The sequence below is a fragment of the uncultured Aquimarina sp. genome (assembly GCF_947492405.1).
In the GTDB taxonomy this organism is placed as follows: Bacteria; Bacteroidota; Bacteroidia; order Flavobacteriales; family Flavobacteriaceae; genus Aquimarina.
Map to the genome: position 1 here is coordinate 144,048 of NZ_CANLMP010000007.1, position 24,321 is coordinate 168,368.

Sequence of the window (24,321 nt, forward strand, 5' to 3'; positions counted from 1 at the left end):
AAGGAATACTAATTAAAGGAAAACAAAAGTAGCTATTAGGCACTTTTTAACTAAACTACATAAAAACAATGTCATATGATAAAACTTAAACTAGCAATTATTGCATTTATTTTAATTGGGACACAGCATGTTTTTTCGCAAGAAGATAGTGTAAGTGGAACAGTTACGGATCAATCAAATATGCCCTTGCCAGGTGTAACAGTCTTGGTAAAAGGTACTACCAATGGTGCATTAACTGACTTTGATGGTAACTATGAATTAGAAGGATTATCGAAAGGGAATATTTTGGTATTTTCTTATGTTGGGATGCAAACCGTAGAAAAAATTGTGATCGAATCAGGACAAATCAATGTTGTTATGATTCCGGAAGCAACAGATTTAGAACAAGTTGTGGTTATTGGGTATGGACAAAGTAGAAAAAAAGATCTTACATCGGCTATATCCACAATTAATGCAGATGTTTTAGAAAAACAAGTCGTTACTAATATTGATCAAGGGATTCAAGGATTAGTATCTGGTGTTACTGTAACACGAAGCTCCGGACGACCCGGAGGAGCGGTATCTGTAAGAATACGTGGTACTACATCGGTAACCGGATCTAATGAACCTTTGTATATTATTGATGGAGTAAACGTTCAGAATTCAGAAAGTGATTCCTTTAATTTTTCACGTTTCGGAGGAACTGGCGGGCAAACCGCAATAAGCCCTCTTTCTGCATTGAATCCAAATGATATCGAATCGATAACAGTTTTAAAAGATGCTTCTGCAGCAGCGATATATGGAGCACAATCCTCTAACGGTGTGGTTCTCATTACTACAAAAAGAGGAAAAGCTGGTAAAGCTAAGATAAATTATGAGACATATGGAGGGATTCAAACGGCACCAAAATTATTGGATATGATGAATCTTAGAGAATTTGCAGCGTATTCAAATGAGGTTAGACAAAGTCCATCAACTAATTTGCCTCCAGCTCCGCAGTTTGAAAATCCAGGCATTTTGGGAGAAGGAACGGATTGGCAAAAAGCAATTTTTAGAGCCGCTCCGATAACCAACCATCAATTATCAATTTCTGGAGGAAAAGAAAGAACAAAATTCTACGCTTCAGCAAATTATTTTGATCAAGATGGTATTATAATTAACTCTGGTTTAAGGAGGTTTGGTTTACGATTAAATTTAGATTATCAATATAACGATAGAATTAAATTTGGACACAATATTAATTTAAGTAGCTCATTAGAACAAATAGGATTAAACGATTCTCGAAATGGAACTATTACATCAGCTTTAAGACAAACACCTGATGTACCCGTTAGAAATCCAGATGGGACGTTTGGTTCTCCAGAAAATGGTTTGGGTAATACAGGAGCACTTAACCCAGTAGCTGCTTCAGAAATAAGAAATAGCACGCTGGAACGTTTCAAAGTGAATGGAAATATTTATTTAGATTTAAAATTAGCAAATAATCTTAAGTTTAGATCTGATTTAGGATACGATTACAATACAGCCAAAACAGAAAGCTTTTTCCCAACTTTTGATTTTGGATCACTTTCGAATGGCTTGAATTCTGCTTTTAAAAGCGCGAATGAAGGATTGTATTATCTATTTAAAAACTATTTGACCTATACTCCTCAGATAGGAAATCATGGGTTGGATATTTTATTGGGAACAGAAGCTCAAAAAGTTCAATTTCAAGGATTATCCGGACAACGATCCGATTTCCCTAGTAATGATATTCCTGGTTTAAATACCGGTGATGCAGAAACATCGTTATCAGAATCTTTCGAGGGAGCTCAATCACTTCTCTCATATTTCGGTAGAATTAATTATAATTATAACTCTAAATATTTTCTTTCAGCATCGCTTAGATACGACGGATCCTCAAAATTCGGTCCCAATAATCGATGGGGATTGTTTCCATCAGTATCAGCTGCATGGGTAGTTAGTGATGAACCTTTTATGGAAGGAATCGCTAGTGCTTGGAGTTATTTTAAGATCCGAGCTGGATATGGTACCAGTGGAAACCAGGATATTAATAATTTCCTTTACTTAAGCTTTCTTAGAAATCAAAATACAGCGCTTGGTAGTGGATTTAGTTTAGCCAATTTCGCTAATGCCGATGTAGCTTGGGAATCATTAATTTCTCCTAATTTGGGAGTTGAACTTGGTTTTGCGGATAACAAAATTAGACTGGATGTTGATGTTTATAGAAAAACATCCAAAGATTTTCTTGCGACAAGACCCGTTCCAGGCTTTTTAGGAAGTTTAAACACATTGTCTTTTATCGGGGTCAATGCTCCTGTAGAAAACTTTGGTGAAATGATCAATGACGGTATTGATGTGACGTTAAACACTAAAAATGTTACTAATGAGAAGTTTAGTTGGGATACTAATATTGTATTCAGTTTATATCGCAATGAAATCACAGAACTATCTGGTGAAAATGATGCTATTATAGGTACATTAAGAGATGAGGAAATTATTGCAGATTTGACAAGATCAGAAGTTGGTCAGCCAATCGGAATGTTTTATGGTTTTGTAACGGATGATTTATTTAGAACCCAAGAGGAATTGGACAATGGTGTAATCCCAGCAGAGAGTAGTCGTAATGAGGCGACTGGCACCTGGATTGGTGATGTTCGTTTTAGAGACCTTAATGGAGACGGTACCATAGACGATAATGATAGAACTTTTATCGGGAACCCACATCCAGATTTCACTTATAGTATAACTAATAACTTCCGATATGGAATGTTTGATTTATCAGTCTTCCTTCAGGGATCTTATGGTAACGACATTTATAATTATACCAGAACGTATATCGAGGGTGTAAATCGTTTTAATGCTAATCAAGCGACTTCTGTAATAGATCGATTCAGTGCTTCAAATACAGATGGAAGTTTGCCAAGATATTCTGATGGAGATAAAAACGGAAACAATAGAGTGTCTGATCGATTTATAGAAGATGGTTCTTATCTAAGAATTCAGAGTGTTACTTTCGGATGTACTTTGCCTAAAGATACGTTTGGTAAAACCAAAATTTTTGATCAAATTAGAGTATATACCACTATTCAAAATTTATACACCTTTACGGATTATTCAGGTTACGATCCAGAGGTAGGATCATTAAATCAAAGTGCTCTTTTTAAAGGGATAGACTTTGGTAGATATCCCGTTCCAAGAACAATGACCCTTGGACTAAATGTACAGTTTTAAAAAAATGAAAAAGAAAATAATATGTTCAGTATGAAAAATAGTAAGAATTTTTTAAAGTATTTCATTGTATTGACCTTTCTAACCTCTTGTGGTGATGATTTTTTAGAAATTGATGTTGTAGATTCTATTACAGAAGATAATTTTTATCAAACAGATGATCAACTATTAGCTGGAGCAAACTCCTTATACGGGCAATCCTTTTTTACAACCAATGATAAGTTTATGTATTCTTTGGATATGTTAGCAGGTAACTCCATCGGTTTCGAAGGAGATGCTCCTTGGAGACTATTCTCTGTAGGAGTTAATAATGGTACGCTTTTAGAAGGATGGGAAGGTTTTTATAAAGGAATTGCAGACGCAAATCAACTGTTAAAAGTTGTAGCAGGAGAATTGAACCCTGAGATTTCTGAAGAAGTTAAAAATCAAGTAGAAGGTGAAGCACGATTTATCCGTGCCTTTTCGTATTTCTATTTGGTAAGATTATGGGGAGAAATTCCAGTTATTGATGAAATCACTTCAGACACCTCTACTTTATACCCTCTTAATACGGTTTCTAGTATCTATGCTTTTATAGAAAATGATTTACAAAAAGCAGCAGAGTTATTGCCTCTAGGTTCTTCTGGTGGAATAAGAGTAGGAAAAACGGCAGCTTGGTCGTATCTGGCAGAAATGTATCTAACCCGTAAGGATTATGCAAAATCCAGGGAGTATGCAGAATTGGTTATCAACAGTGGCTTACATAATTTACAACCTAATTATCAAGATCAATTTATAGATCCGTCAGCAAGTGTAAATAGTGAAGGTATTTATAGATGGGTTTGGACTTCCATTAATGGATTATGGGGTATACAAAATACAAACCAAGCCTACCTTATTGCAAGCGACGATGTCATTGGTAATGATGGTTCTTTCGGATCTGTGGCACCAAGTATTGATCTGTATCTTGCCTTTGATAAGATAACAGAACCGGATGAAGAAGATTTACGAAGAAAATGGATTATTTGTGAACCAGGAAGAACGTACACTGAATTACTAACTACCCAAGGAGGGTGGACATTTCCTGAAAATGGTGATGAATCTTCGACAAAGTTACGATATAGAAAATATGTGGTAGGATCCTTAAATGAGTATCCGAATGTATTTTTTATGAGAACAGAAATGAGTACACAACTAATGAGATACGCAGATGTACTCATGATCTATGCAGAAGCTATTATGGGTGACGCAGATTCTACCGGAGATGTTCAGGCACTAGATGCATTTAATCAAATTCGAAGAAGAGCGGGACTTTCAGAAAAAGCACTGTTAACCAGAGAAGCACTTATGGATGAAAGAAGAATTGAATTTGCTTTTGAAGCTGGTAAATTTTGGCTTGATTTGGTAAGAATGGATAGAGGTATGGCAACATCTATTATAAGAAGTCAGGATCGAGGAACAGTAAATACGTTGGTTCCTTTAGATGTTTCATCGTTTTTTGTAGATAATGCCGGTGATAATGGCTTTACACTGCCAATTCCGTCTGCAGAGTTATCGTTTATAGATACTGCAAGTCCAGCAATAGATTATGTAATTAATAATTAAAGAAATGAAAAACAAATTAATAAATACGAATAAGGGATTACTTACCTTATCCTCTATAATGGTCTTGTTCTTAGGGTTGTTTTCTTGTGAAGATAACGAAGACGATGGAGGAGAATTCGGTACGCCAGAAATTGCAACTATCCTATCTCTTGGTGATGAACCTACGATCAATTCGGGTTTTCCGGATGAATTGGTTAGAGTAGAAGGATCAGGTCTAAGTGATATGAAAGAAATCGTCTTTGATGGAACTGTAAATACCTTTTTCAACTCAGCATTGAATTCTAATGTAGCGCTGTTCTTTAACGTTCCCTTTGATGCAGATCAAGGAAGTCGTTTTGGAACCCAAACAGTAAAATTTACTAATCTTTATGGTGAAACGGTATCTTCTGAGTTTGAGATAAAACAACCCGAACCTACATTGACGGTTCAGGATACTTTTTCTCCACCAAAAGGAGAAGCTGGTGTAGAAATTAGAGTGTTTGGTAACTGGTTTTTTAATGTACAGGATGTGCTAATTGATGGAGAATCCGTAGGAGATTTTATCGTGGTTTCTCCTCAGGAACTTATTTTTACTTTTCCTGAAGGTAGAACCGAAACAACAGAGTTTACCGTAGTTACTTCAGCAGGAATGGTTTCTAAAGATTTACCGATTGTAGGAGGTGTTGTGGAGGTTTTAATAACTGATTTTGAAGGTAATGGGATACCAAATATTAATAACGATTATAATGCTGATTGGTTCAGTTATGGAGACAACATGTTTAGAATTGCCAATGGGATAGGTGCAGATGGAAGTACTGGAGCAGAAATTATTTGGGATGATACGGGCACAGATGGCTTTACAGGAAGTTCTCATCAAAGTATTGCTTCTGTAACAACAGCTACGGATGCAGAAAATGCCTTCCTAATCATAGATATTAATGGAGATGGTTTTCCAGGTACGGTAATGGAATTTGTATTAGAAGACGATCGAAGCAATTGGCTAATCAAAGCTCCATTAGAAGGAACCGGATGGCAAACCTTAAGACTAAAAATGGCAGATTTCGGATTTGGATTTGATCCAGGAAATCAAGGGAATGGAGATGTAAATCCATCAACAATCATAGCTGTTAAGATGCAAATCAGCCATGAAGGAGGCGCTGGAGTGGTGCCTTCGGGATACAAATATGATAATATTAAGTTCGAGATTTTAGAACTGGAATAACTAATATTAAAACAAAAAAAGCCCCAGTTTCTTTTTTGTAAAAAAAGAAGTTAATAACCATATCAAGGAGGAGCTGATTCAAGTTAAGATTTGATGAGATCCTCCTTGTTGTATTAAATTAAAAAATAGTAAGATGAAAATAGGAAAAATAAATAACTCAACATTTTATGTCATTGTATGCCTTAGCATACTGTCATTTATGTCATGCTCAAGCGATGATGATGATAACGGTTCTTCTGGAGCAATAGCACCAGTAGCCCAAGAAGCAAGTGATATTTCTTTAACAAGTTTTAATGCAAACTGGAATAATGTATTTAGAGCAAGTGAATATGTGTTAGATGTTTCTACTGATAGTGGCTTTAGTTCCTTCGTAGACGGTTTTGAGAATCTGTCTATAAACCAACTGTCTCAATCAGTTACGGGATTGATATCAAATACTACATATTATTATAGAGTGAGAGCAGTTGTAAGCGGAGTAGTCTCAGGAAATTCGAATACGATTTCGGTAGAGACAAATACGGAGTTCCCTGATGATGTTACCCTAAAGAGCGCTACAGAAAATAACTTTTTTGTCGGTGTAGCAGTTTCTGAAGCTAGGACTAATATATCCTCTTATGATGAAGTATATACAAGAGAGTTTAGTAGTATCACTGCAGAAAATGATATGAAAATGGCTGCTATCTTTACGGGTATTGATAATACCGGTGCAATTATATATGATTGGAGTAAAGTAGATGCACTAGTTGATTATGCAGAAGCAAATAATCTAAATGTACACGGGCATACACTGATCTGGCATAGAAGTCTGCCTCAAGCATTAGAAAATTTTAGTGGTACAAATCAAGAGTTTGAAGACTTAATAGAACAATATATAACAGATGTGTTGACTAGATATCAAGGCAGAATTAATTCTTGGGATGTCGTTAATGAAGCCATTGATGATGATCCAAATATTCAATGGAGAGATACCGTTTTCTTACAGAGAATGGGTGAAGATTATGTCGAAAAATGTTTTGCTTTTGCAAGAGCTGCTGATCCTAATGTGAAGTTGTTTTATAATGATTATAACATGACATTTGATGCTACGAAAAGAGGAAAAGTACTGGTAATGGTAGACGACTTGTTAGCAAGTGATCTTATAGATGGTGTTGGGTATCAAATGCATATAGATTACAATTTTCCAAGCACTCAACAAATACAAGATGCTACTGATGAGCTAGTTGCAAAAGACGTATTAATACATTTTGCAGAGTTAGATGTAAAGGTAAACGCTGCGAATGATTTGACTGAACTTACTGAGGAAAGAGCAATGGCTCAATCTCAAAGAGTACAAGAAGTAGTAGAAATCTTTAATGCAATTCCACAGAATAAGAAATATGCAATAACACTTTGGGGATTAAAAGATGATGATACTTGGCTTATTCCAGAAAATAACGGTCGACCAGAATGGCCTCTTTTATTTGATGCTTCTTTTAATAAAAAACTAGCCTATCAAGGTTTCTTAGAAGGCTTATAATAGATTTTATTCATAACACACACATCGTCATAAACAATCCCTGTAAAATTATATTTACAGGGATTGTTGTTTTGTGGAGAAGATGGGACCCGAACCCACGACCTCTTGACTGCCAGTGAAAATTTTATATGTTGATATAATATGTTAATTCTTTGTAAACAGTTGTATTTAAAAGAGTTTTAAAGAGGGTTGTATTTCTTAATTTGTTTTGTTATATGCAAATTATTCATACATAAATTATGACTCAAGAATACTCTATATCCATATATCTAGATACAAGAAGGGCAAAATCTAATGGTAAATATCCAGTTAAGTTAAGAGTTTTTACTCCTAATCCTCGAAAGCAGAAATTATATCCTACCATTTTTGATTTCACGGAAAAAAGAATTTGCTAGTGTTTGGGAAACTACCAACACAAGAAAAGCATACAAGGAAGCCAGGTATGATTTACAAGCGGTAGAAAAGCAAGCAGTCGAAGTCGCCAAAAAAATAGTTCCTTTTTCCTTTGCAGCATTTGAGAGAAAACTTTTTAGAAAGAAAAATGAAGGTGTAAAGGTATATTATCATTATAAGGGTATTATATCGGAGTATACAAAACAGAATAGAATTTCTACTGCTAATTCATATTCATACAGCAAAGAGCAATTAAAAATTTCACAAAATTCATAAATCAACATCTTAAGAAGTTGTGTGAAGCCAATAAACTTCCTGAGAATATTTCTACATATTGGGCACGCCATAGCTTTGCAACCTTATCTGTTAGAAAGGGGGCTAGCATGGAGTTTATACAGGAAAGTTTAGGTCATAAGGATATGGCTACCATGCAGGCATATTTTGCAGGTTTTGATGATGATACTAAGAAGGAATTTGCAAAAGGGTTGATGGATTTTGATTGACTATCTAAGAATATGGTTAAAGGGTATCAGTTTTCAGGCTCTATAGAAAAGAAGTACACTTGATTATTCGCAAAAATTATTTCAAATCTAGAAGGATTATCATTCTTTACTTCTTCATAATCAATTTCTGGTTTAAGTGGTTGCTCCACTAATAAAATAGGTGCATTTATAGTAAGACCAAAAATCAACCCAGGCAATAGGGCTTGTAGCTTTTCCTTATCCTTTATAAGTTTTTTAAGTTTAGAAATCATAGGAAGTTTTATTCTAAGGTTAATACTAATAATTTACCAGTATCTCTATCTTTTTTAGAGATCTGATATACGGATAGAAATAAAGCGACTTCCTCTTGATGTGCAGTATTATGCACATTCTCTAATAGATTTTTTTTGGATAATTTTAGAAGTTCCAAGGGCGCATACTTTGTTTTAAAGTAATAAGTAATTATAGGATTCCATCTGCTTAGTCCTCGTTTTACTTCTTTATAAATATGAATCCAGTCATTCGATCCTTCGAACTCGCAAAAGTTTCCGTTGGGTAATATGGTAAATCCAAAAGGATCCACAGCGCTCTCCCGATCCATATCAGATGAAATAATGCGTTTAAGATGATCAGATTGTAAAGGGCTTTTGGCATAGTAGAGTAAAACTTCCATACGATGTAAAAGATCAAAGACTTCAATCTTTTGCATTCCTTCAAAATTACGCATGACTTTATATAATAGTTGTTGTTGTTCTTGTTTCATTGGTTGTAGTTTCTATTAGTATAGTGTACTAGAAAGAAGATATGTTACCCCAATATTTAGTTATTTATAGATTAAAATGTTTTTTCGCTTTTAGGCTATAAAAAACCAGCTACAAATCAATGTAGCTGGTTCTTAGCTTTTATTTTCTTAATCGTACGCCACACAGATTGCAGATATGCGCTATCATATCCGAGCCATCGGGGTTATTAATAGCTTTTGACATTTGATGACATAGGTTTCAAATTTCTGGGTTAAAAACTATTGTCATCAATATCTTCAAAAAAGTAGACTGCTTTCTAGGCAAAATAAAATATTTCTACAAAAAGGCACTTTTCGTTTCTCCATTTTATCCAACCTTCTGTAGTTTTTTCGGTATTGAAATTTTGATATTTTACTTTCATCCATTCCCCTTTTATTTCTACTGGAGATATTTTATAGTTGTTTGACTTTTCCGACAATATTGGATTTCCTTCTATAGATTCTCTAATTGGATTTTCTTCTAGATCTAAACCAATGGAAAAAATACTATTCAACAAATGTTCCTCCCAAGATTGAAGAATAACTAAACGGTCATCTTTTAAAATGTATTTGGTTTCATCATCTATGAAAATTGAGTAAATACTATCTTTCGCTCCAAAACATCTAAAAGAAAGAATTTCATATTCTTCTTTTGCTCTCCAAGCCTTAAAGGTTGACATATCTTTATTTAAAATCTTAAGCTCATCATTTTTATTAAAATTTTCGTTATTAACAAATAAGATGCCAATTGTATTTTCTATGTCATTACAATATGAAGGGTCTTTTAAATCAATTACTTCTGACTTTACTTTTTCTTCTATTTTACTTTCTCTTTTTACCTCTTTACAGGAACAAATTGAAAAGCTTGCAATAATTACTATTATAATATTTTTCATGATTTTTAAATTAAAACCCTTGCTCCCGCTAGTCTGTGACTAGTGGCATTTCTATTTGGTTAATCCTAATAGAAAACCATCACTATCAATTTCTAAGACAGTATGATCATACTGATAATTTCTGACACTACTATATTTCCAATCTATAGGATCAGTTACAAAACCGGACTCTATTGGATTATTATGAATATAGTCTATCTTTTGTTGGATTACTTTATCTGTCCATAATTCTATTGGTTTGTTATGCTGTTGCCAAAATTGTCTATGTGTAACAGTAGCATTCTTTTTACCAGCCTTTTCAAACATCCATAACAACCATTCTTTTCTACTCTCTTGTGGATTATTTTCTATTGCTTGTATTATTTTTTTGGATGTATACTTTTTGAAATCTCTAATTAATTCAGATGGATCATCATTCGCTGACCGAAAGATCAAATGCGTGTGACTTGGCATAAAACAATATGCATATACCTCCATACTCTTTTCTGCTCTGCAATGATCAATACTTTGTGCAAGGATCGACAAGTACTTTTCTCTAATAAAAACATCTATCCAATATACCGTAGCAAAGCTGACAAAATACAATCCAGATTTATTATGAAATTTATAATTCCTACTCATCTTAGCAAAATACAAAAAGCTACTATTATGCTACAGTAGCTTTTTGTTATCCACTCTTGCTGACCAATCGTTGACGCCACTAGTCGCAGACCAGCGGGAGCGGGGGGTACAAAACTTACCCTTAGAAGTTAAAGAAAAACTATTCTATTTTATTGATATGTCTATCCGTGACTTTAAAGCTGAAAAAGTATATTCTTAATCCATAAAAAACCAGCCACAAATTAATGTAACTGGTTCTTAATATTTATAAATCCGTCTTCGAGTATCCAGCTAAGTCAAGAGACTTTGCGGAGTGGGTTTTACCATATAATTCTATTTAATAAATACCCTAAAAAAATACCAAGTAACAATAGATACCACTTTACTTTAATTTTCTTTCTAAATATAAAAGTGAATATTGCGAAAAGCAAAAAAGGAAGTTCTCTTATAGAAAGTATTGTAAGAGTCATTGCTTCACTATCTTTACTGTTTCTATCAAAAAAATAGTTTTCTATACTGTTTGTGAAAATTATTTTAAAAAGTTCTACAAACAGAAACGAAGTTAATATTACTATTATAACTTTTATAATTTGTCTTTTCATTATTCTTGTGTATTATTATCTATTGCCTCTTGTAATGCATCTTGTAAATTCCGTTGTTGTTGCGTATATAATCTAATATTATTACCTCTAGCAAACCCATTCTCTTTTACTGAATTTATAGTATGACTAACAAATTCATTACTAGACTCAGAAAGTTTAATATTCTCAGAATAAGATTCTGTACTAGAGCCTTCATCAAAAATAGAATGTATACTATTCTTACCTCTAAAAACTGAAAAATTCTGTGTAGTTATTTCCGTAGTAACATTGACGGAACTATCCAAATCTATATCGGCATTCAAATCAATAGTCTCAGTAACTTTGGTTGTCGTCAGTACAAAAGAACCTGTCTTATTATCTTTAGCAGACACTTTATTACCTTCTTTATCAAAAAACTGACCTGTTTGTACTGTTGTTGTCCTATTGGCTGTATCAGTTTCAGTCTTAATACCTGTTGATTTATTCGCTAATTGAACTAAGCCTGAGCCTGTACTGTTTTTAACAGTATTAGATTTATTTATCTGAATAGCTTTATTGTTTCTAACCGAATTAGTATTAATTCTTGTTATGCCTTGTCTACTTTTTGTAGGTTGAAGCATACTTCCTGAAGAATACTCAACTTTATTATTTATTTGATGTTCTTCGGGACAATCTCCATTTGGGCATGGCATCATTCCATCAGGATCTACAAAAAATATAGGATTATCAAATGCATAATTATAAGGGGAGTGTCTCCTCATTTTTTCCGCAAGAGGATCAATATTCATCCATCTACCTATTGCGGGATCATAGTTACGTGCAGTAATATCTATCCACGCTAGATCTAACTCATCTTGTTCTTCTTTCCCACCAAAACCGTAGTTATGTTCTGATACAATTAGGTCATTATACCCTTTATGTTGTAGTCCAAATGGATAATAACTTATGCGTTTTTTTAAACGCACACCCTTTTTTTAAATGGTTACCTTTAAAGATGCTATTTTTTAAGAACGTTCTTTCTGTCGTGTATCTTTCTGCATTGCTAAAATAGTAATTCTGGCTTTACCTTGATTACGGGTTTGTGTATTTGTACTAGCTAACTTCTAAAGCCAGCTGCATTACCCAAGCTGTGTTACATAATCTTAGTTATACCTGCTCTTCCAAAGTCAGGAGCTATAACTGGAGTTTATGTAAAACAGCCGCGCAACTACTGCTATACTTGAAGATTTGAGCTTTAAAAGGATAATTCTTTGAAGGAATATTATAATACTATAGCTATATAATCGTGTTGTAGACTTGATTTAGTGAGTTCTGGAAGGCTTCCGGCTGATTACCGGAGGTTTTTTTAGCTAGTTTGCGTGACGTTCATTCGCCACTAAGGCTAACACTTCCAAAGCGGAAGAGCCTCTGCGCTCCATCCACTCGCTATTCCACTTTTGAAGCGTTTTTAATTACATAAACTTCTGGACACATAAGTTTTGTTGCCGTTTGAGTTTATATAATAACATCCTCCTCTTGGACCTCTTATATATCTTCGTGATGAAGTACTTTTGAAAGAGCTATAATATTTGGCTTTCTTTGAGCGATAAGTATTTCGTTTTTTCTCTTTTAAAGCTTTATTAGTTTTAACATCGTTTGCAGGTATATAACCTATTTTATTATTGTAAACTACTTTAAAGTATTTATTATTTGCATCGTATTCTATAACATAAATTTTAGTATCACGCTTTGTATCTGCAAGTTTTGAACTGTATCTGTTTGTGTTCTCATAAATGGAACCACTTCTTTTAATTTTAGATTCTATAGAAGTATTTTTCAAATGAGTAATGTCGATAAGCCCTTCAATATGGTCAAGTTCTACAGATATTTCGTGTAATTTATATTCAAGACTATTTTTTTCACGGTTTAATTCATCTCTTTTTTTATTTAATTCTTGTATTGTTTGACAAAAAAATATTTGAGAGAAAAAAAGAAGTAATAAAGTAAGTTTTGTTTTCATATTTATAGAGTAAATATTTGAAGGTATTAATCTAACATTTAGGGAGTTTTTATCCTAATTTCTTAAAACATTTATATTAAAGTTGGAGTGCGCAACTGCTGTTGTTGCTGATCTTCAGCTTTAATATAAATGGTAGGCAATCTGCCGATTGAAGATGCCTGCGTGGCGAACGCAGAAGACAAAGGCGTAGCCAAAGCGGAGAGGAGTAGCCGACACATAAAAAGGAGTGTAACGGTTTTATGTGCCAGACGATTTTTATGTGTTCCTATTTACTTGTGCTGAGCTTGCCGAAGTATCAAGATATAAACTTCAACATAAATAATCGGCTAGGCTGCGACCAAGCGGCGCAGCCAATGAAGTAGCGGTTTTGCTTAATTAATTATTCAGCGGTAGCGTTCATTATTGGTTTTAAGCAAAAAAGTAGCTACGAGTGAAAGAGGAACGTAATAAGGTCATATGTTTCTAGTGGAGACTGACGACCGAAGGTGAGGAAGTTGTAACGATCTGGAACAATTGCTTTTTCTGCAATTGTGGAAGAAGAAAATATGACTTATGAAGTGACGAAGGAACACCTTATAACAGTTTATTACAAAAGCCTTTTTCGGGCTGATGTGATAATAACTAATCGGAGCGTAGCGACTCACTTGGCTATTTAATGTATTGGATGGAAGTTGTTGATTATTTCGTGCAAGTTTTCTAAGTCATCTTGTAAATATCTTTCTGTAGAACTGATGTATTTATGTCCTGCCATTACCTGTGTTTTTCTAAGATTATATTGTTTGAGCCAGTTAGTGATTACACTTGCTCTGATCTGTTTAGCACTTTCTACTTTTTGATTTACTTTCTTTAGTTTTTTAATAATCGTATGAGTCATTGTAAATCGTTCACCAGATGGGAAGAGCCTGTCAGTATCACTATTTAATCGTGCTGATAAATGAGATCTAATGTTATTTAGATACGCCATAAAATCCATCATTTGCCAAGGCTTTAATTCTAATTCTCTGGCATTACTTCGTTTTCTACTAGGAACATAGATTTTACCTTTATTAAGTCGTACATCTTCTACTTTTAACTTGCTTAAATCTGCGGTATCTAATCCTTGATATACGAGTAATCCAACAATGATTTTATTACGTTTTGCTGTGTATTTATGATATATTTCTTGATAGTTTTCTGTAGAATAACTGTAATATAAGTCTTCAAGTTCTTCGGGTTCTAATAAGTTATAATGGATCGTTCGTTGTGTTCCTCGTACATTTGTGTTTTCTATTGGATTATCTATTCGATAGGCTTCACTGATCAGATAGGTAAAGTAGGTTTTTAGACTAGCTAATCTGTGATTAATACTTCTTTTACTATTGCCTTTTCTGGTTAGATGCTTGATGTATTTTAAACAAGTTTTATAATCGATTTCTATAGCTGTAGTAGATTGTCGTTTGCACCATTTGGTAAAATAGAGTTGTTCTCTTTTTTTTGTGGTAATCGTCTTTTGGGTATAGCCTTCTTCTTGTAGATATGTGTTATATGTTTTCATGTTTTATCGTTTTTAAAAGATGTGTGTAAATCTGTGTACTCTCTAAGCTGCTATGCCCTAAAAAATGTTTGATACTTTCTAGTGGTACTTCTTTTTGTAATAGATGGGTGGCAATAGAGTGTCTTAGTGTATGTGGTGTGATGTGCTTTTCTATAATCATTTTGTTTTCTGTGGCTTTCACAATAGCTTGTAATCGATTCGCAAAACTCATTTCTTGTAATCGTGTACCGTGTTGATTGAGTAATAAAGCTTCTGTATTATCCTTGATATTAAAATCTGGTCTGCCATCGTAGATATACTCTTCTAAAATGCTTAGATTATATTTGTTGATCGGCACAAAACGTTCTTTGTAATTCTTCCCTTTGCGAACATAGATACGTTCCTTATCAAACAGTACATCTTTGATGTCTAAGTGTACCGCTTCATTTCTACGAAGTCCGCAACTGTAGAAGATCATTAAAAGTGCTTTATCTCGTATTCTAATACATTGCCGTTTATGACTATAATTACAAGCTGCAAACAACTCTTTGATTTCTGATTGTGTCAAGATATTGATACGTTCTTCTGTGGGTTGAGTCTCTGATTTAAGATGTATGTTAATACCTTTATGATTATGATTTTTTAGGTATTCTCTAAACTTCTTTAATGCTTGTTGGTGTTTATTGAGATAGGATTTACTAAGTGCACCATCGATACGTTGGTTACTTCTTTCTTTTAAAACGGTATAATAATTAGTAACATCTTGTGTGGTAATATGATTAATATCAGTACGTTCTTGAGACTCTAACCAATAAAAGAACTCTCTAAGATGGTTTGGTAAGTTATAAACTGTAGTTTCTGCATACCCTAAGATGTCTAACCATTCTTTATAATTGGATACAAGTATCCTGTAACTATCATTTTGTAGCTTTAATTTTTTCATCCCTTGATGTTTTTTTGGATTCGGTGGCGAAGTAGGATTAATGTTCTTACTTTCAGTTTTTTAACTTCGCCATTTAAGTAGTGGCGAACCTATGGCGATGTAGCGAGGTTTATTTGTGCAATACTTTTATCTAATGCATTTTTTATCAACACCTTAAGTTCTTTGTATTCATCAATATTCACAATTTCAAAGTGATAAAGTTTGCCTTTTTTACCTTTTACTTTCTTGATATAGTTTTCTAGTAATAATTGCTTGTTATATCTCCTTAACGTGGTTTCTTTTACTCGCAAGTTTCTGCGTATTTCAGTATTGGTAAACGTAGTTTGAGTATTCTTTGATAAATATGCTTTTAGTTCTTCTAAATGATTTCGGCAAGCTCCTGTAAGTGTATCACTTTTACGAAGTAAAACCTCTATAATAAGTTCGTTAGCTTCTTGTATATCTTCAATGGTAGTTTCGATATACATTTCTCCTGTTTCTTCATTGGTTTTGTGTTCTCTTTGATATTGTTTGTAAAAGGTAATTGCTTCTATAAATTGTAAATAATGTGAGTTGGTTCTACGAGGTTTAAATACAGATTGAGGTAGTTCTAAGTATTCAGCAAAAGGATTGATTACTCTAATTGATTTCAGTACTCTTTGAACGTTTTTTAGTAATTCTCTAGATTTATGTTCTACATCTTCGTTTATTTTTCCTGCACTTATTAAGCGTTGATAGTTCATAATCCTAATATCTTGCTCGTGACTTTCATCGATGTAGAGTAGGAAGCTTCGATTGCTATTATCTTCGTAAACGGATTCCTGAGTAGTACAGCCTGCAACACTCACAGGACCTTCTACAGTAAGATGTACAGTTTTTGTTGTGCCTTTGGTATCTTTATGAACTACTGTTTTGGTAATTCGTTTTTTGGATTGTAATTCTCTAAGAGGGTAGAGTACACTTTCTGCACCATCTAAATCCTCAATTAAAATTAATTTATGCTGTAATTCGGTACGATTGAAGTAATAAAAGGCGTTGGCTGATAATACGGTGATTTCTATTTTATCTTCTTCGGGTATCAGTTCTGCAACTTTAGATTGTAAATGTGTTTTACCAACTCCGGAACTTCCTAAACTGATACAATGTAATGGATTATTGGTTTTACGGCTTGTAAATATTAAATACATTAAAAGTCGATTATCGACTTCTCCGATAACTCCCGATTTACCGATTAACTCATTGGTTTTGGTTAGTAAATCCTTTCGTTTTAAAAACTTAATAGCTTCTCGTTCTTCTGTTCCTGTGAGTTCTTTAAAATGAGGTTTACTGGATTCTTGCTGTTTTTCTAAGATTAAAAACCTATAATTCTCTAACGCTTTGGTTACATCTTGAAGGCATCTCCTTACTACAGAAGTACCTATCTCTAACCGTTCTGCTATTTTTCTGGTAAATCGTTCTATCTGATTATCATTGTATAAATCGATAGTATGTCGCAGCACATTGTGACTTTTAGGTTTCTGTATGCTCAATGTGATACGTAAACTTTCTAGTTTATTGAGTTTTATACCGCCTAGAATGTGTATTTCTAGTTCTTTTGTGATGTAACTGTAGTTGTTTGGATTGGATGTATCTAACATTGTTGAAAAATATTTAACTAATCATATTTGACTACAAATATATAGATTTTGTTTATTTATAAATATATAGTTTGATTACTATTTTTAATAACATTATATTTTATGTCTACAAAAAGTTAACTTTGTAAAGCATTTTTGATGTTTCATTTACCTATTATTACACTTATGTCGTTTGGAGATAACTTAAAGAAAATACGTGCTGAGAAAGATATTTCGCAAGGTGATCTTGCTAAGATGATTGATGTACACGCTACGCACATATCACGATATGAGCGTAATTTGACGTCTCCTACTATTGATGTAGCAAAAAAGATTGCTGATGCTTTAGAAGTATCTACAGATACACTTATCTATGGTTCTGATGAACAAATTATAAACAGTAAGCTAAATGATACCGAACTGCTACAGCTTTTTAATAAAGTACAGTTATTAAACAATGAGGATATCACTAGTGTAAAAGCTATGCTTAAAGCTTTTGTGTTTCAAAAAGATATACAAAAACAACTGACATAAAAAAACCAGTTACATCTCTGTAACTGGTTATTACTATTTATTTTCTTACTCATACCGCTGCGAAGTTAAAAACTATCGCAGAGTTTTTATTCATCAACTGGGTTTTCTTTTTCACTAATATACCTCAAAATACTAGCAATTCTATCTAGATTAATATACGGGAAAAACTCTTCAGAATTTGTAATATGCATTTGCATTGAATCCCAATCATCAAACAATGAACCATCTATAATAATATCTTCATAAGAGTTCCAATTATCTGTTGGAATAAACCTATAAAAATCCTCATCAAGATCAATCTCTTTTATATTCTCGCTCTCTAGTTTTTGGATGACCCTTCTAAAAAGAGTTTCCAATTCTTTTACTTTTATTTGCCTCATTTTCTAATTTAAATCTTTTTTAAGGTCTCTAACTCTTTATTTCAAAATTTATTGATTCCTTTTTATGGCTTCTAGTGTTGTTTTAAAGAAATCTCCTAAACCAAAATCAAAAGGATTTGATTCATCTAAACCTTTGTTCAATCCCATACTATCATCGCCAAAAGTATCTGTAAATATATTTTCAGTAAAATCAGTTACTTCTATTGCAAATTCCATTACTGAAATTGAAAAATCATCACTACTACTTGTTGTAGAGTTAGAACTATTATCTGAACAAGAATCTCCACAATCATCCGTGTTATTAGAATCTATAGAACCAGACGTAGCTGCAGTTGCAACCACAACGCTTGATGAATTTTGTGATAAATTGTCTAAATTCCTATTTAAATTATCTAACTTTTCATTAACTTTTTTAAGTTCTCCCCTTTGCTTTTTCATTTGCTTATCTAATGCTCCTCCTGGAGCACCTCTAGATTTAGCTCTTTTTAGTAATACTTCAGGGCTTGGATTATCTTTTGTCATTTGAGCAAGTCTCTCTGGATCAGTATTTCCTATAGGATCTTTATTAAACTCCGCTTGCTTTTTTATATGGGCGTTAATTTGCTTATTTAGACTTTTTTGAGATTTAAGAAGTCTTCCTTTGGCACCTTTTAAAGTTCTTTTGATATATCGCTTTATTAAAGATGTTATGGGATTTGTACCTGTTGGCATCATTCCATCATAATCTTGAAAATACACCGGATTGTCAAAACCAAAATTATAAGGAGAGTGTCTACGCATTTTTTCTGCAAGAGGATCAAGATTCATCCATCTACCGATTGCAGGATCATAGTTACGTGCAGTAATATCGATCCATTCTAAACCAAGTTCATCTTGTTCTTCTTTCCCACCAAATCCATAGTTATGCTTCCGTCCAGTAATAGTTGAGTTATACCCTTTATGTTGTAGTCCAAAGGGATAATAACTTATGCGTTTTTTTTAAGCGCATACCCTTTTTTTCTAACGGTTACCTCTAAAGATGCTATTTTTTAAGAACGTTCTATCTGTCGTGTATCTTTCTACATTGCTAAAATAGTAATTCTGGCTTTACCTTGATTACGGGATTGTGTATTTATACTAGCTAACTTCTAAAGCCAGCCGCATCACCAAAGCTGTGTTACATAATCTTAGTTATAGTCGCTCTTCGCAAACTCAGGGTCTATAACTGGAGTTTATGTAAAACAGCCGCGTAACTACTGCTATACTTGAAGATTTGAGCATTAAAGGATGATTTTTAAGGAAGATATTATAATACTACAGCTGTATAATCGTGTCGTAGACTCGATCCCAAGCATTGTGGAGTCATTCAATCGCCATTAAGGCTAGTATTTTAATAAAAAACGAAAGATCCGCGCCACAGCCAACGCATTCCATTTTTTCTTAAAATATTTTCCGTTTGAGTAAGACGATTATTATTGAAGCTGAAGTGCGCAATTGCACAAGTGAGGAGCTTCAGCTTCAATAATAATCATAGCCATCTGGCGACTGAAGATAACTGCGTGTGCGCAAAATAAAAGGCGTAGCCGAAGCGAAGAGGAGCAGCCGACACACAAAAAGGAGTGTAACGGTTTTGTGTGCCAGACGATTTTTATGTTTTCCGATTTATTCAATATTAACTTCAACATAAATAATCGGCTAGGCTGCGACCAAGCGGCGTAGCTAATGAAGCAGCGGTTTTGTATAACTTAACTCATAGCGAAGCGTTCCTTAACATACAAAAAGAGAGCTGCGGGTGATGGAGGAAGGAGTCACGTGAAGACCAGTAATAATTACTGACGACCGAAGGCGAGGAAGTGATTATGGTGCGATAGCAACTGGCGAAGCTGTGAACGAGTGACGAATGAACACCTTATAACAGCTTATTACAAAAGCCCTTTTCGGGCTGATGTGATAATAACTAATCGGAGCGTAGCGACTCACTTGGCTATTTCTTGTAGCCTATTTTCTTTCTGTCATTCTGTTCAGGTGTATCTAATTTTTGATTGAGTTCATCAAGATAATCAAAGACCAACTCTATATTTTTACTGTGATTGCTAAGTTTCTTTTTGATTTCTTCGATTTCTAGTTTTACACTTAGATTATCGGTTAACATTTGGCGTATTTTTGTAAATACTCTTATAATTCTAATGTTTACGGCTATTGCTCTTGGACTATTTAAAACACTAGATAACATTGCAACACCTTGTTCCGTAAAAACATAAGGAGCATAACGTAATCCCATTTTGTCTGAAGAATTGGAGGTGACAAATTGGCTCCTCCAATTTTGGAACTCTTCTTTTGACATTTCAAACATAAAATCTTCTGGAAAACGTTCCATATTTCTTTTTACTTGTCTCTTTAAATATTTTGTTTCTACACCATAAAGCTCTGCTAAATCTCTATCTATCATTACTTTTTGGTCTCTGATCAAGTATATTTTATTGGTTATTACTTCATCTGGTATGGTGATCTCTTGGCTCATTGTTTTTGTTTTCGGTTTGTAAAAATAGTTTTTAATCTTGGTATCGCAATTTGCGATACCAAGATTTGATTAATGTATTGGATGGAAGTTATTAATGATTTCGTGTAAGTTTTCTAAATCATCTTGTAAATATCTTTCTGTAGAACTAATGTATTTGTGTCCTGCCATTACCTGTGTTTTTCTAAGGTTGTGTTGTTTCAACCAGTTAGTAATTACTGATGCTCTGATCTGTTTGGTATTTTCTACTTTTTGATTTACTTTCTTTAGTTTTTTAATAATCGTATGTGTCATTGTAAATCGTTCTCCAGATGGGAAGAGCTTGTTAGTATCACTGTTTAATCGTGCTAATAAATGAGGTCTGATGTCATTTAGATACGCCATAAAATCCATCATTTGCCAAGGCTTTAGTTCTAATTCTCTGGCATTACTTCGTTTTCTACTCGGAACATAGATTTTACCTTTATTCAGTTGTACATCTTCTACTTTTAAGGTACTTAAATCTGCGGTATCTAGTCCTTGATATACGAGTAATCCAACAATGATTTTATTACGCTTTGCTGTATAGCTATGATATGTTTCTTGATAGTTTTCTGTAGAATAACTGTAATACAAGTCTTCGAGTTCTTCGGGTTCTAATAAATTATAATGGATCGTTCGTTGTGTTCCTCGTACATTTGTGTTTTCTATTGGATTGTCTATTCGATAGGCTTCACTGATCAGATAGGTAAAGTAGGTTTTTAGACTAGCTAATCTGTGATTAATACTTCTTTTACTATTGCCTTTTCTGGTTAGATGCTTGATGTATTTTAAACAAGTTTTATAATCGATTTCTATAGCTGTAGTAGATTGTCGTTTGCACCATTTGGTAAAATAGAGTTGTTCTCTTTTTTTTGTGGTAATCGTCTTTTGGGTATAGCCTTCTTCTTGTAGATATGTGTTATATGTTTTCATGTTTTATCGTTTTTAAAAGATGTGTGTAAATCTGTGTACTCTCTAAGCTGCTATGCCCTAAAAAATGTTTGATACTTTCTAGTGGTACTTCTTTTTGTAATAGATGGGTGGCAATAGAGTGTCTTAGTGTATGTGGTGTGATGTGCTTTTCTATAATCATTTTGTTTTCTGTGGCTTTCACAATAGCTTGTAATCGATTCGCAAAACTCATTTCTTGTAATCGTGTACCGTGTTGATTGAGTAATAAAGCTTCTGTATTATCCTTGATATTAAAATCTGGTCTGCCATCGTAGATATACTCTTCTAAAATGCTTAGATTATATTTGTTGATCGGCACAAAACGTTCTTTGTAATTCTTCCCTTTGCGAACATAGATACGTTCCTTATCAAACAGTACATCTTTGATGTCTAAGTGTACCGCTTCATTTCTACGAAGTCCGCAACTGTAGAAGATCATTAAAAGTGCTTTATCTCGTATTCTAATACATTGCCGTTTATGACTATAATTACAAGCTGCAAACAACTCTTTGATTTCTGATTGTGTCAAGATATTGATACGTTCTTCTGTGGGTTGAGTCTCTGATTTAAGATGTATGTTAATACCTTTATGATTATGATTTTTTAGGTATTCTCTAAACTTCTTTAATGCTTGTTGGTGTTTATTGAGATAGGATTTACTAAGTGCACCATCGATACGTTGGTTACTTCTTTCTTTTAAAACGGTATAATAATTAGTAACATCTTGTGTGGTAATATGATTAATATCAGTACGTTCTTGAGACTCTAACCAATAAAAGAACTCTCTAAGATGGTTTGGTAAGTTATAAACTGTAGTTTCTGCATACCCTAAGATGTCTAACCATTCTTTATAATTGGATACAAGTATCCTGTAACTATCATTTTGTAGCTTTAATTTTTTCATCCCTTGATGTTTTTTTGGATTCGGTGGCGAAGTAGGATTAATGTTCTTACTTTCAGTTTTTTAACTTCGCCATTTAAGTAGTGGCGAACCTATGGCGATGTAGCGAGGTTTATTTGTGCAATACTTTTATCTAATGCATTTTTTATCAACACCTTAAGTTCTTTGTATTCATCAATATTCACAATTTCAAAGTGATAAAGTTTGCCTTTTTTACCTTTTACTTTCTTGATATAGTTTTCTAGTAATAATTGCTTGTTATATCTCCTTAACGTGGTTTCTTTTACTCGCAAGTTTCTGCGTATTTCAGTATTGGTAAACGTAGTTTGAGTATTCTTTGATAAATATGCTTTTAGTTCTTCTAAATGATTTCGGCAAGCTCCTGTAAGTGTATCACTTTTACGAAGTAAAACCTCTATAATAAGTTCGTTAGCTTCTTGTATATCTTCAATGGTAGTTTCGATATACATTTCTCCTGTTTCTTCATTGGTTTTGTGTTCTCTTTGATATTGTTTGTAAAAGGTAATTGCTTCTATAAATTGTAAATAATGTGAGTTGGTTCTACGAGGTTTAAATACAGATTGAGGTAGTTCTAAGTATTCAGCAAAAGGATTGATTACTCTAATTGATTTCAGTACTCTTTGAACGTTTTTTAGTAATTCTCTAGATTTATGTTCTACATCTTCGTTTATTTTTCCTGCACTTATTAAGCGTTGATAGTTCATAATCCTAATATCTTGCTCGTGACTTTCATCGATGTAGAGTAGGAAGCTTCGATTGCTATTATCTTCGTAAACGGATTCCTGAGTAGTACAGCCTGCAACACTCACAGGACCTTCTACAGTAAGATGTACAGTTTTTGTTGTGCCTTTGGTATCTTTATGAACTACTGTTTTGGTAATTCGTTTTTTGGATTGTAATTCTCTAAGAGGGTAGAGTACACTTTCTGCACCATCTAAATCCTCAATTAAAATTAATTTATGCTGTAATTCGGTACGATTGAAGTAATAAAAGGCGTTGGCTGATAATACGGTGATTTCTATTTTATCTTCTTCGGGTATCAGTTCTGCAACTTTAGATTGTAAATGTGTTTTACCAACTCCGGAACTTCCTAAACTGATACAATGTAATGGATTATTGGTTTTACGGCTTGTAAATATTAAATACATTAAAAGTCGATTATCGACTTCTCCGATAACTCCCGATTTACCGATTAACTCATTGGTTTTGGTTAGTAAATCCTTTCGTTTTAAAAACTTAATAGCTTCTCGTTCTTCTGTTCCTGTGAGTTCTTTAAAATGAGGTTTACTGGATTCTTGCTGTTTTTCTAAGATTAAAAACCTATAATTCTCTAACGCTTTGGTTACATCTTGAAGGCATCTCCTTACTACAGAAGTACCTATCTCTAACCGTTCTGCTATTTTTCTGGTAAATCGTTCTATCTGATTATCATTGTATAAATCGATAGTATGTCGCAGCACATTGTGACTTTTAGGTTTCTGTATGCTCAATGTGATACGTAAACTTTCTAGTTTATTGAGTTTTATACCGCCTAGAATGTGTATTTCTAGTTCTTTTGTGATGTAACTGTAGTTGTTTGGATTGGATGTATCTAACATTGTTGAAAAATATTTAACTAATCATATTTGACTACAAATATATAGATTTTGTTTATTTATAAATATATAGTTTGATTACTATTTTTAATAACATTATATTTTATGTCTACAAAAAGTTAACTTT

The 24,321-nt window shown here is 33.4% G+C and carries 22 protein-coding genes; 7 read left to right on the forward strand and 15 right to left on the reverse strand.

The window, feature by feature from the left end; translation table 11 throughout:
- Positions 1 to 75 precede the first annotated feature (75 nt).
- The 6 genes from Q0829_RS22230 to Q0829_RS22255 all read left to right on the forward strand — a co-directional run bounded on the left by Q0829_RS22230 (position 76) and on the right by Q0829_RS22255 (position 8,407).
- Entirely contained in the window at positions 76 to 3,213 is a 3,138-nt protein-coding gene (locus Q0829_RS22230) for a TonB-dependent receptor (protein ID WP_298547092.1), read from the forward strand.
- A 30-nt stretch (positions 3,214 to 3,243) separates the two neighbouring features.
- Positions 3,244 to 4,794, forward strand: a complete 1,551-nt coding sequence (locus Q0829_RS22235; protein WP_298547093.1) for a RagB/SusD family nutrient uptake outer membrane protein — start codon at positions 3,244 to 3,246, stop codon at positions 4,792 to 4,794.
- A gap of 4 nt (positions 4,795 to 4,798) precedes the next feature.
- The gene (locus tag Q0829_RS22240) at positions 4,799 to 5,995 is read left to right on the forward strand and encodes a hypothetical protein (protein WP_298547094.1); all 1,197 of its coding nucleotides are present in this window, start codon (positions 4,799 to 4,801) and stop codon (positions 5,993 to 5,995) included.
- A 133-nt stretch (positions 5,996 to 6,128) separates the two neighbouring features.
- The gene (locus Q0829_RS22245; protein ID WP_298547095.1) at positions 6,129 to 7,511 is read left to right on the forward strand and encodes an endo-1,4-beta-xylanase; all 1,383 of its coding nucleotides are present in this window, start codon (positions 6,129 to 6,131) and stop codon (positions 7,509 to 7,511) included.
- Between the two features lie 366 nt (positions 7,512 to 7,877).
- A complete protein-coding gene (locus Q0829_RS22250; RefSeq protein ID WP_298547096.1) occupies positions 7,878 to 8,180 on the forward strand; it encodes a hypothetical protein in 303 nt (100 codons plus the stop codon).
- Positions 8,177 to 8,407, forward strand: coding sequence for a tyrosine-type recombinase/integrase (locus Q0829_RS22255; RefSeq protein WP_298547440.1), 231 nt, complete (start codon positions 8,177 to 8,179; stop codon positions 8,405 to 8,407). The genes Q0829_RS22250 and Q0829_RS22255 overlap by 4 nt, the downstream gene beginning before the upstream one ends.
- A gap of 26 nt (positions 8,408 to 8,433) precedes the next feature.
- Here the strand turns inward: Q0829_RS22255 and Q0829_RS22260 are convergent, their stop codons facing one another.
- From Q0829_RS22260 to Q0829_RS22300, 9 genes are all read right to left on the reverse strand, one after another.
- Entirely contained in the window at positions 8,434 to 8,658 is a 225-nt protein-coding gene (locus tag Q0829_RS22260) for a hypothetical protein (protein WP_298547097.1), read from the reverse strand.
- An 8-nt stretch (positions 8,659 to 8,666) separates the two neighbouring features.
- Complete coding sequence (locus Q0829_RS22265; RefSeq protein ID WP_298547098.1) at positions 8,667 to 9,149, reverse strand: hypothetical protein; 483 nt, start codon at positions 9,147 to 9,149, stop codon at positions 8,667 to 8,669.
- 296 nt (positions 9,150 to 9,445) lie between these two features.
- On the reverse strand, positions 9,446 to 10,063 hold the full coding sequence (locus Q0829_RS22270; protein ID WP_298547099.1) for a hypothetical protein: 618 nt from the start codon (positions 10,061 to 10,063) through the stop codon (positions 9,446 to 9,448).
- Between the two features lie 51 nt (positions 10,064 to 10,114).
- Positions 10,115 to 10,684 carry a transposase gene (locus Q0829_RS22275; protein WP_298547100.1) on the reverse strand — a complete coding sequence of 190 codons (570 nt, stop codon included), beginning with the start codon at positions 10,682 to 10,684 and terminating at the stop codon, positions 10,115 to 10,117.
- 580 nt (positions 10,685 to 11,264) lie between these two features.
- Positions 11,265 to 12,209, reverse strand: coding sequence for an RHS repeat-associated core domain-containing protein (locus Q0829_RS22280; protein ID WP_298547101.1), 945 nt, complete (start codon positions 12,207 to 12,209; stop codon positions 11,265 to 11,267).
- Positions 12,210 to 12,691: 482 nt separating this feature from the next.
- A complete protein-coding gene (locus tag Q0829_RS22285; protein WP_298547103.1) occupies positions 12,692 to 13,243 on the reverse strand; it encodes a hypothetical protein in 552 nt (183 codons plus the stop codon).
- 652 nt (positions 13,244 to 13,895) lie between these two features.
- Positions 13,896 to 14,777, reverse strand: a complete 882-nt coding sequence (locus Q0829_RS22290) for a tyrosine-type recombinase/integrase (RefSeq protein WP_298547105.1) — start codon at positions 14,775 to 14,777, stop codon at positions 13,896 to 13,898.
- Complete coding sequence (locus Q0829_RS22295) at positions 14,764 to 15,699, reverse strand: tyrosine-type recombinase/integrase (RefSeq protein WP_298547107.1); 936 nt, start codon at positions 15,697 to 15,699, stop codon at positions 14,764 to 14,766. The genes Q0829_RS22290 and Q0829_RS22295 overlap by 14 nt, the downstream gene beginning before the upstream one ends.
- Positions 15,700 to 15,788: 89 nt before the next feature.
- Positions 15,789 to 17,315 (reverse strand): hypothetical protein, encoded by a 1,527-nt coding sequence (locus Q0829_RS22300; RefSeq protein ID WP_298547109.1) that lies wholly within the window; start codon positions 17,313 to 17,315, stop codon positions 15,789 to 15,791.
- 138 nt (positions 17,316 to 17,453) lie between these two features.
- On the opposite strand from Q0829_RS22300, the gene Q0829_RS22305 reads away from it, so the two are divergent.
- A complete protein-coding gene (locus tag Q0829_RS22305; RefSeq protein ID WP_298547110.1) occupies positions 17,454 to 17,828 on the forward strand; it encodes an RstR family transcriptional repressor in 375 nt (124 codons plus the stop codon).
- 86 nt (positions 17,829 to 17,914) lie between these two features.
- Here Q0829_RS22305 and Q0829_RS22310 read toward each other — a convergent pair whose 3' ends face one another.
- From Q0829_RS22310 to Q0829_RS22335, 6 genes are all read right to left on the reverse strand, one after another.
- A complete protein-coding gene (locus Q0829_RS22310) occupies positions 17,915 to 18,208 on the reverse strand; it encodes a hypothetical protein (protein ID WP_298547112.1) in 294 nt (97 codons plus the stop codon).
- A 48-nt stretch (positions 18,209 to 18,256) separates the two neighbouring features.
- The gene (locus Q0829_RS22315; RefSeq protein WP_298547442.1) at positions 18,257 to 19,177 is read right to left on the reverse strand and encodes an RHS repeat-associated core domain-containing protein; all 921 of its coding nucleotides are present in this window, start codon (positions 19,175 to 19,177) and stop codon (positions 18,257 to 18,259) included.
- Positions 19,178 to 20,171: 994 nt separating this feature from the next.
- Positions 20,172 to 20,708, reverse strand: a complete 537-nt coding sequence (locus Q0829_RS22320; RefSeq protein ID WP_298547114.1) for an ORF6N domain-containing protein — start codon at positions 20,706 to 20,708, stop codon at positions 20,172 to 20,174.
- Between the two features lie 69 nt (positions 20,709 to 20,777).
- A complete protein-coding gene (locus Q0829_RS22325; RefSeq protein WP_298547116.1) occupies positions 20,778 to 21,659 on the reverse strand; it encodes a tyrosine-type recombinase/integrase in 882 nt (293 codons plus the stop codon).
- Positions 21,646 to 22,581 carry a tyrosine-type recombinase/integrase gene (locus tag Q0829_RS22330; RefSeq protein ID WP_298547107.1) on the reverse strand — a complete coding sequence of 312 codons (936 nt, stop codon included), beginning with the start codon at positions 22,579 to 22,581 and terminating at the stop codon, positions 21,646 to 21,648. Before Q0829_RS22330 ends, Q0829_RS22325 begins: the two co-directional genes overlap by 14 nt.
- Before the next feature lie 89 nt (positions 22,582 to 22,670).
- Positions 22,671 to 24,197 (reverse strand): hypothetical protein, encoded by a 1,527-nt coding sequence (locus tag Q0829_RS22335; protein WP_298547109.1) that lies wholly within the window; start codon positions 24,195 to 24,197, stop codon positions 22,671 to 22,673.
- Positions 24,198 to 24,321: the final 124 nt, after the last annotated feature.

Coding starts and splice junctions, on each gene's coding strand:
- Q0829_RS22230 (WP_298547092.1), top strand. CDS start 76: ATGATAAAACTTAAACTAGCAATTATTGCATTTATTTTAATTGGGACA.
- Q0829_RS22310 (WP_298547112.1), bottom strand. CDS start 18,208: ATGAGGCAAATAAAAGTAAAAGAATTGGAAACTCTTTTTAGAAGGGTC.
- Q0829_RS22275 (WP_298547100.1), bottom strand. CDS start 10,684: ATGAGTAGGAATTATAAATTTCATAATAAATCTGGATTGTATTTTGTC.
- Q0829_RS22285 (WP_298547103.1), bottom strand. CDS start 13,243: ATGAAAACAAAACTTACTTTATTACTTCTTTTTTTCTCTCAAATATTT.
- Q0829_RS22260 (WP_298547097.1), bottom strand. CDS start 8,658: ATGATTTCTAAACTTAAAAAACTTATAAAGGATAAGGAAAAGCTACAA.
- Q0829_RS22270 (WP_298547099.1), bottom strand. CDS start 10,063: ATGAAAAATATTATAATAGTAATTATTGCAAGCTTTTCAATTTGTTCC.
- Q0829_RS22325 (WP_298547116.1), bottom strand. CDS start 21,659: ATGAAAACATATAACACATATCTACAAGAAGAAGGCTATACCCAAAAG.
- Q0829_RS22305 (WP_298547110.1), top strand. CDS start 17,454: ATGTTTCATTTACCTATTATTACACTTATGTCGTTTGGAGATAACTTA.
- Q0829_RS22300 (WP_298547109.1), bottom strand. CDS start 17,315: ATGTTAGATACATCCAATCCAAACAACTACAGTTACATCACAAAAGAA.
- Q0829_RS22240 (WP_298547094.1), top strand. CDS start 4,799: ATGAAAAACAAATTAATAAATACGAATAAGGGATTACTTACCTTATCC.
- Q0829_RS22330 (WP_298547107.1), bottom strand. CDS start 22,581: ATGAAAAAATTAAAGCTACAAAATGATAGTTACAGGATACTTGTATCC.
- Q0829_RS22265 (WP_298547098.1), bottom strand. CDS start 9,149: ATGAAACAAGAACAACAACAACTATTATATAAAGTCATGCGTAATTTT.
- Q0829_RS22290 (WP_298547105.1), bottom strand. CDS start 14,777: ATGAAAACATATAACACATATCTACAAGAAGAAGGCTATACCCAAAAG.
- Q0829_RS22335 (WP_298547109.1), bottom strand. CDS start 24,197: ATGTTAGATACATCCAATCCAAACAACTACAGTTACATCACAAAAGAA.
- Q0829_RS22235 (WP_298547093.1), top strand. CDS start 3,244: ATGAAAAATAGTAAGAATTTTTTAAAGTATTTCATTGTATTGACCTTT.
- Q0829_RS22245 (WP_298547095.1), top strand. CDS start 6,129: ATGAAAATAGGAAAAATAAATAACTCAACATTTTATGTCATTGTATGC.
- Q0829_RS22320 (WP_298547114.1), bottom strand. CDS start 20,708: ATGAGCCAAGAGATCACCATACCAGATGAAGTAATAACCAATAAAATA.
- Q0829_RS22295 (WP_298547107.1), bottom strand. CDS start 15,699: ATGAAAAAATTAAAGCTACAAAATGATAGTTACAGGATACTTGTATCC.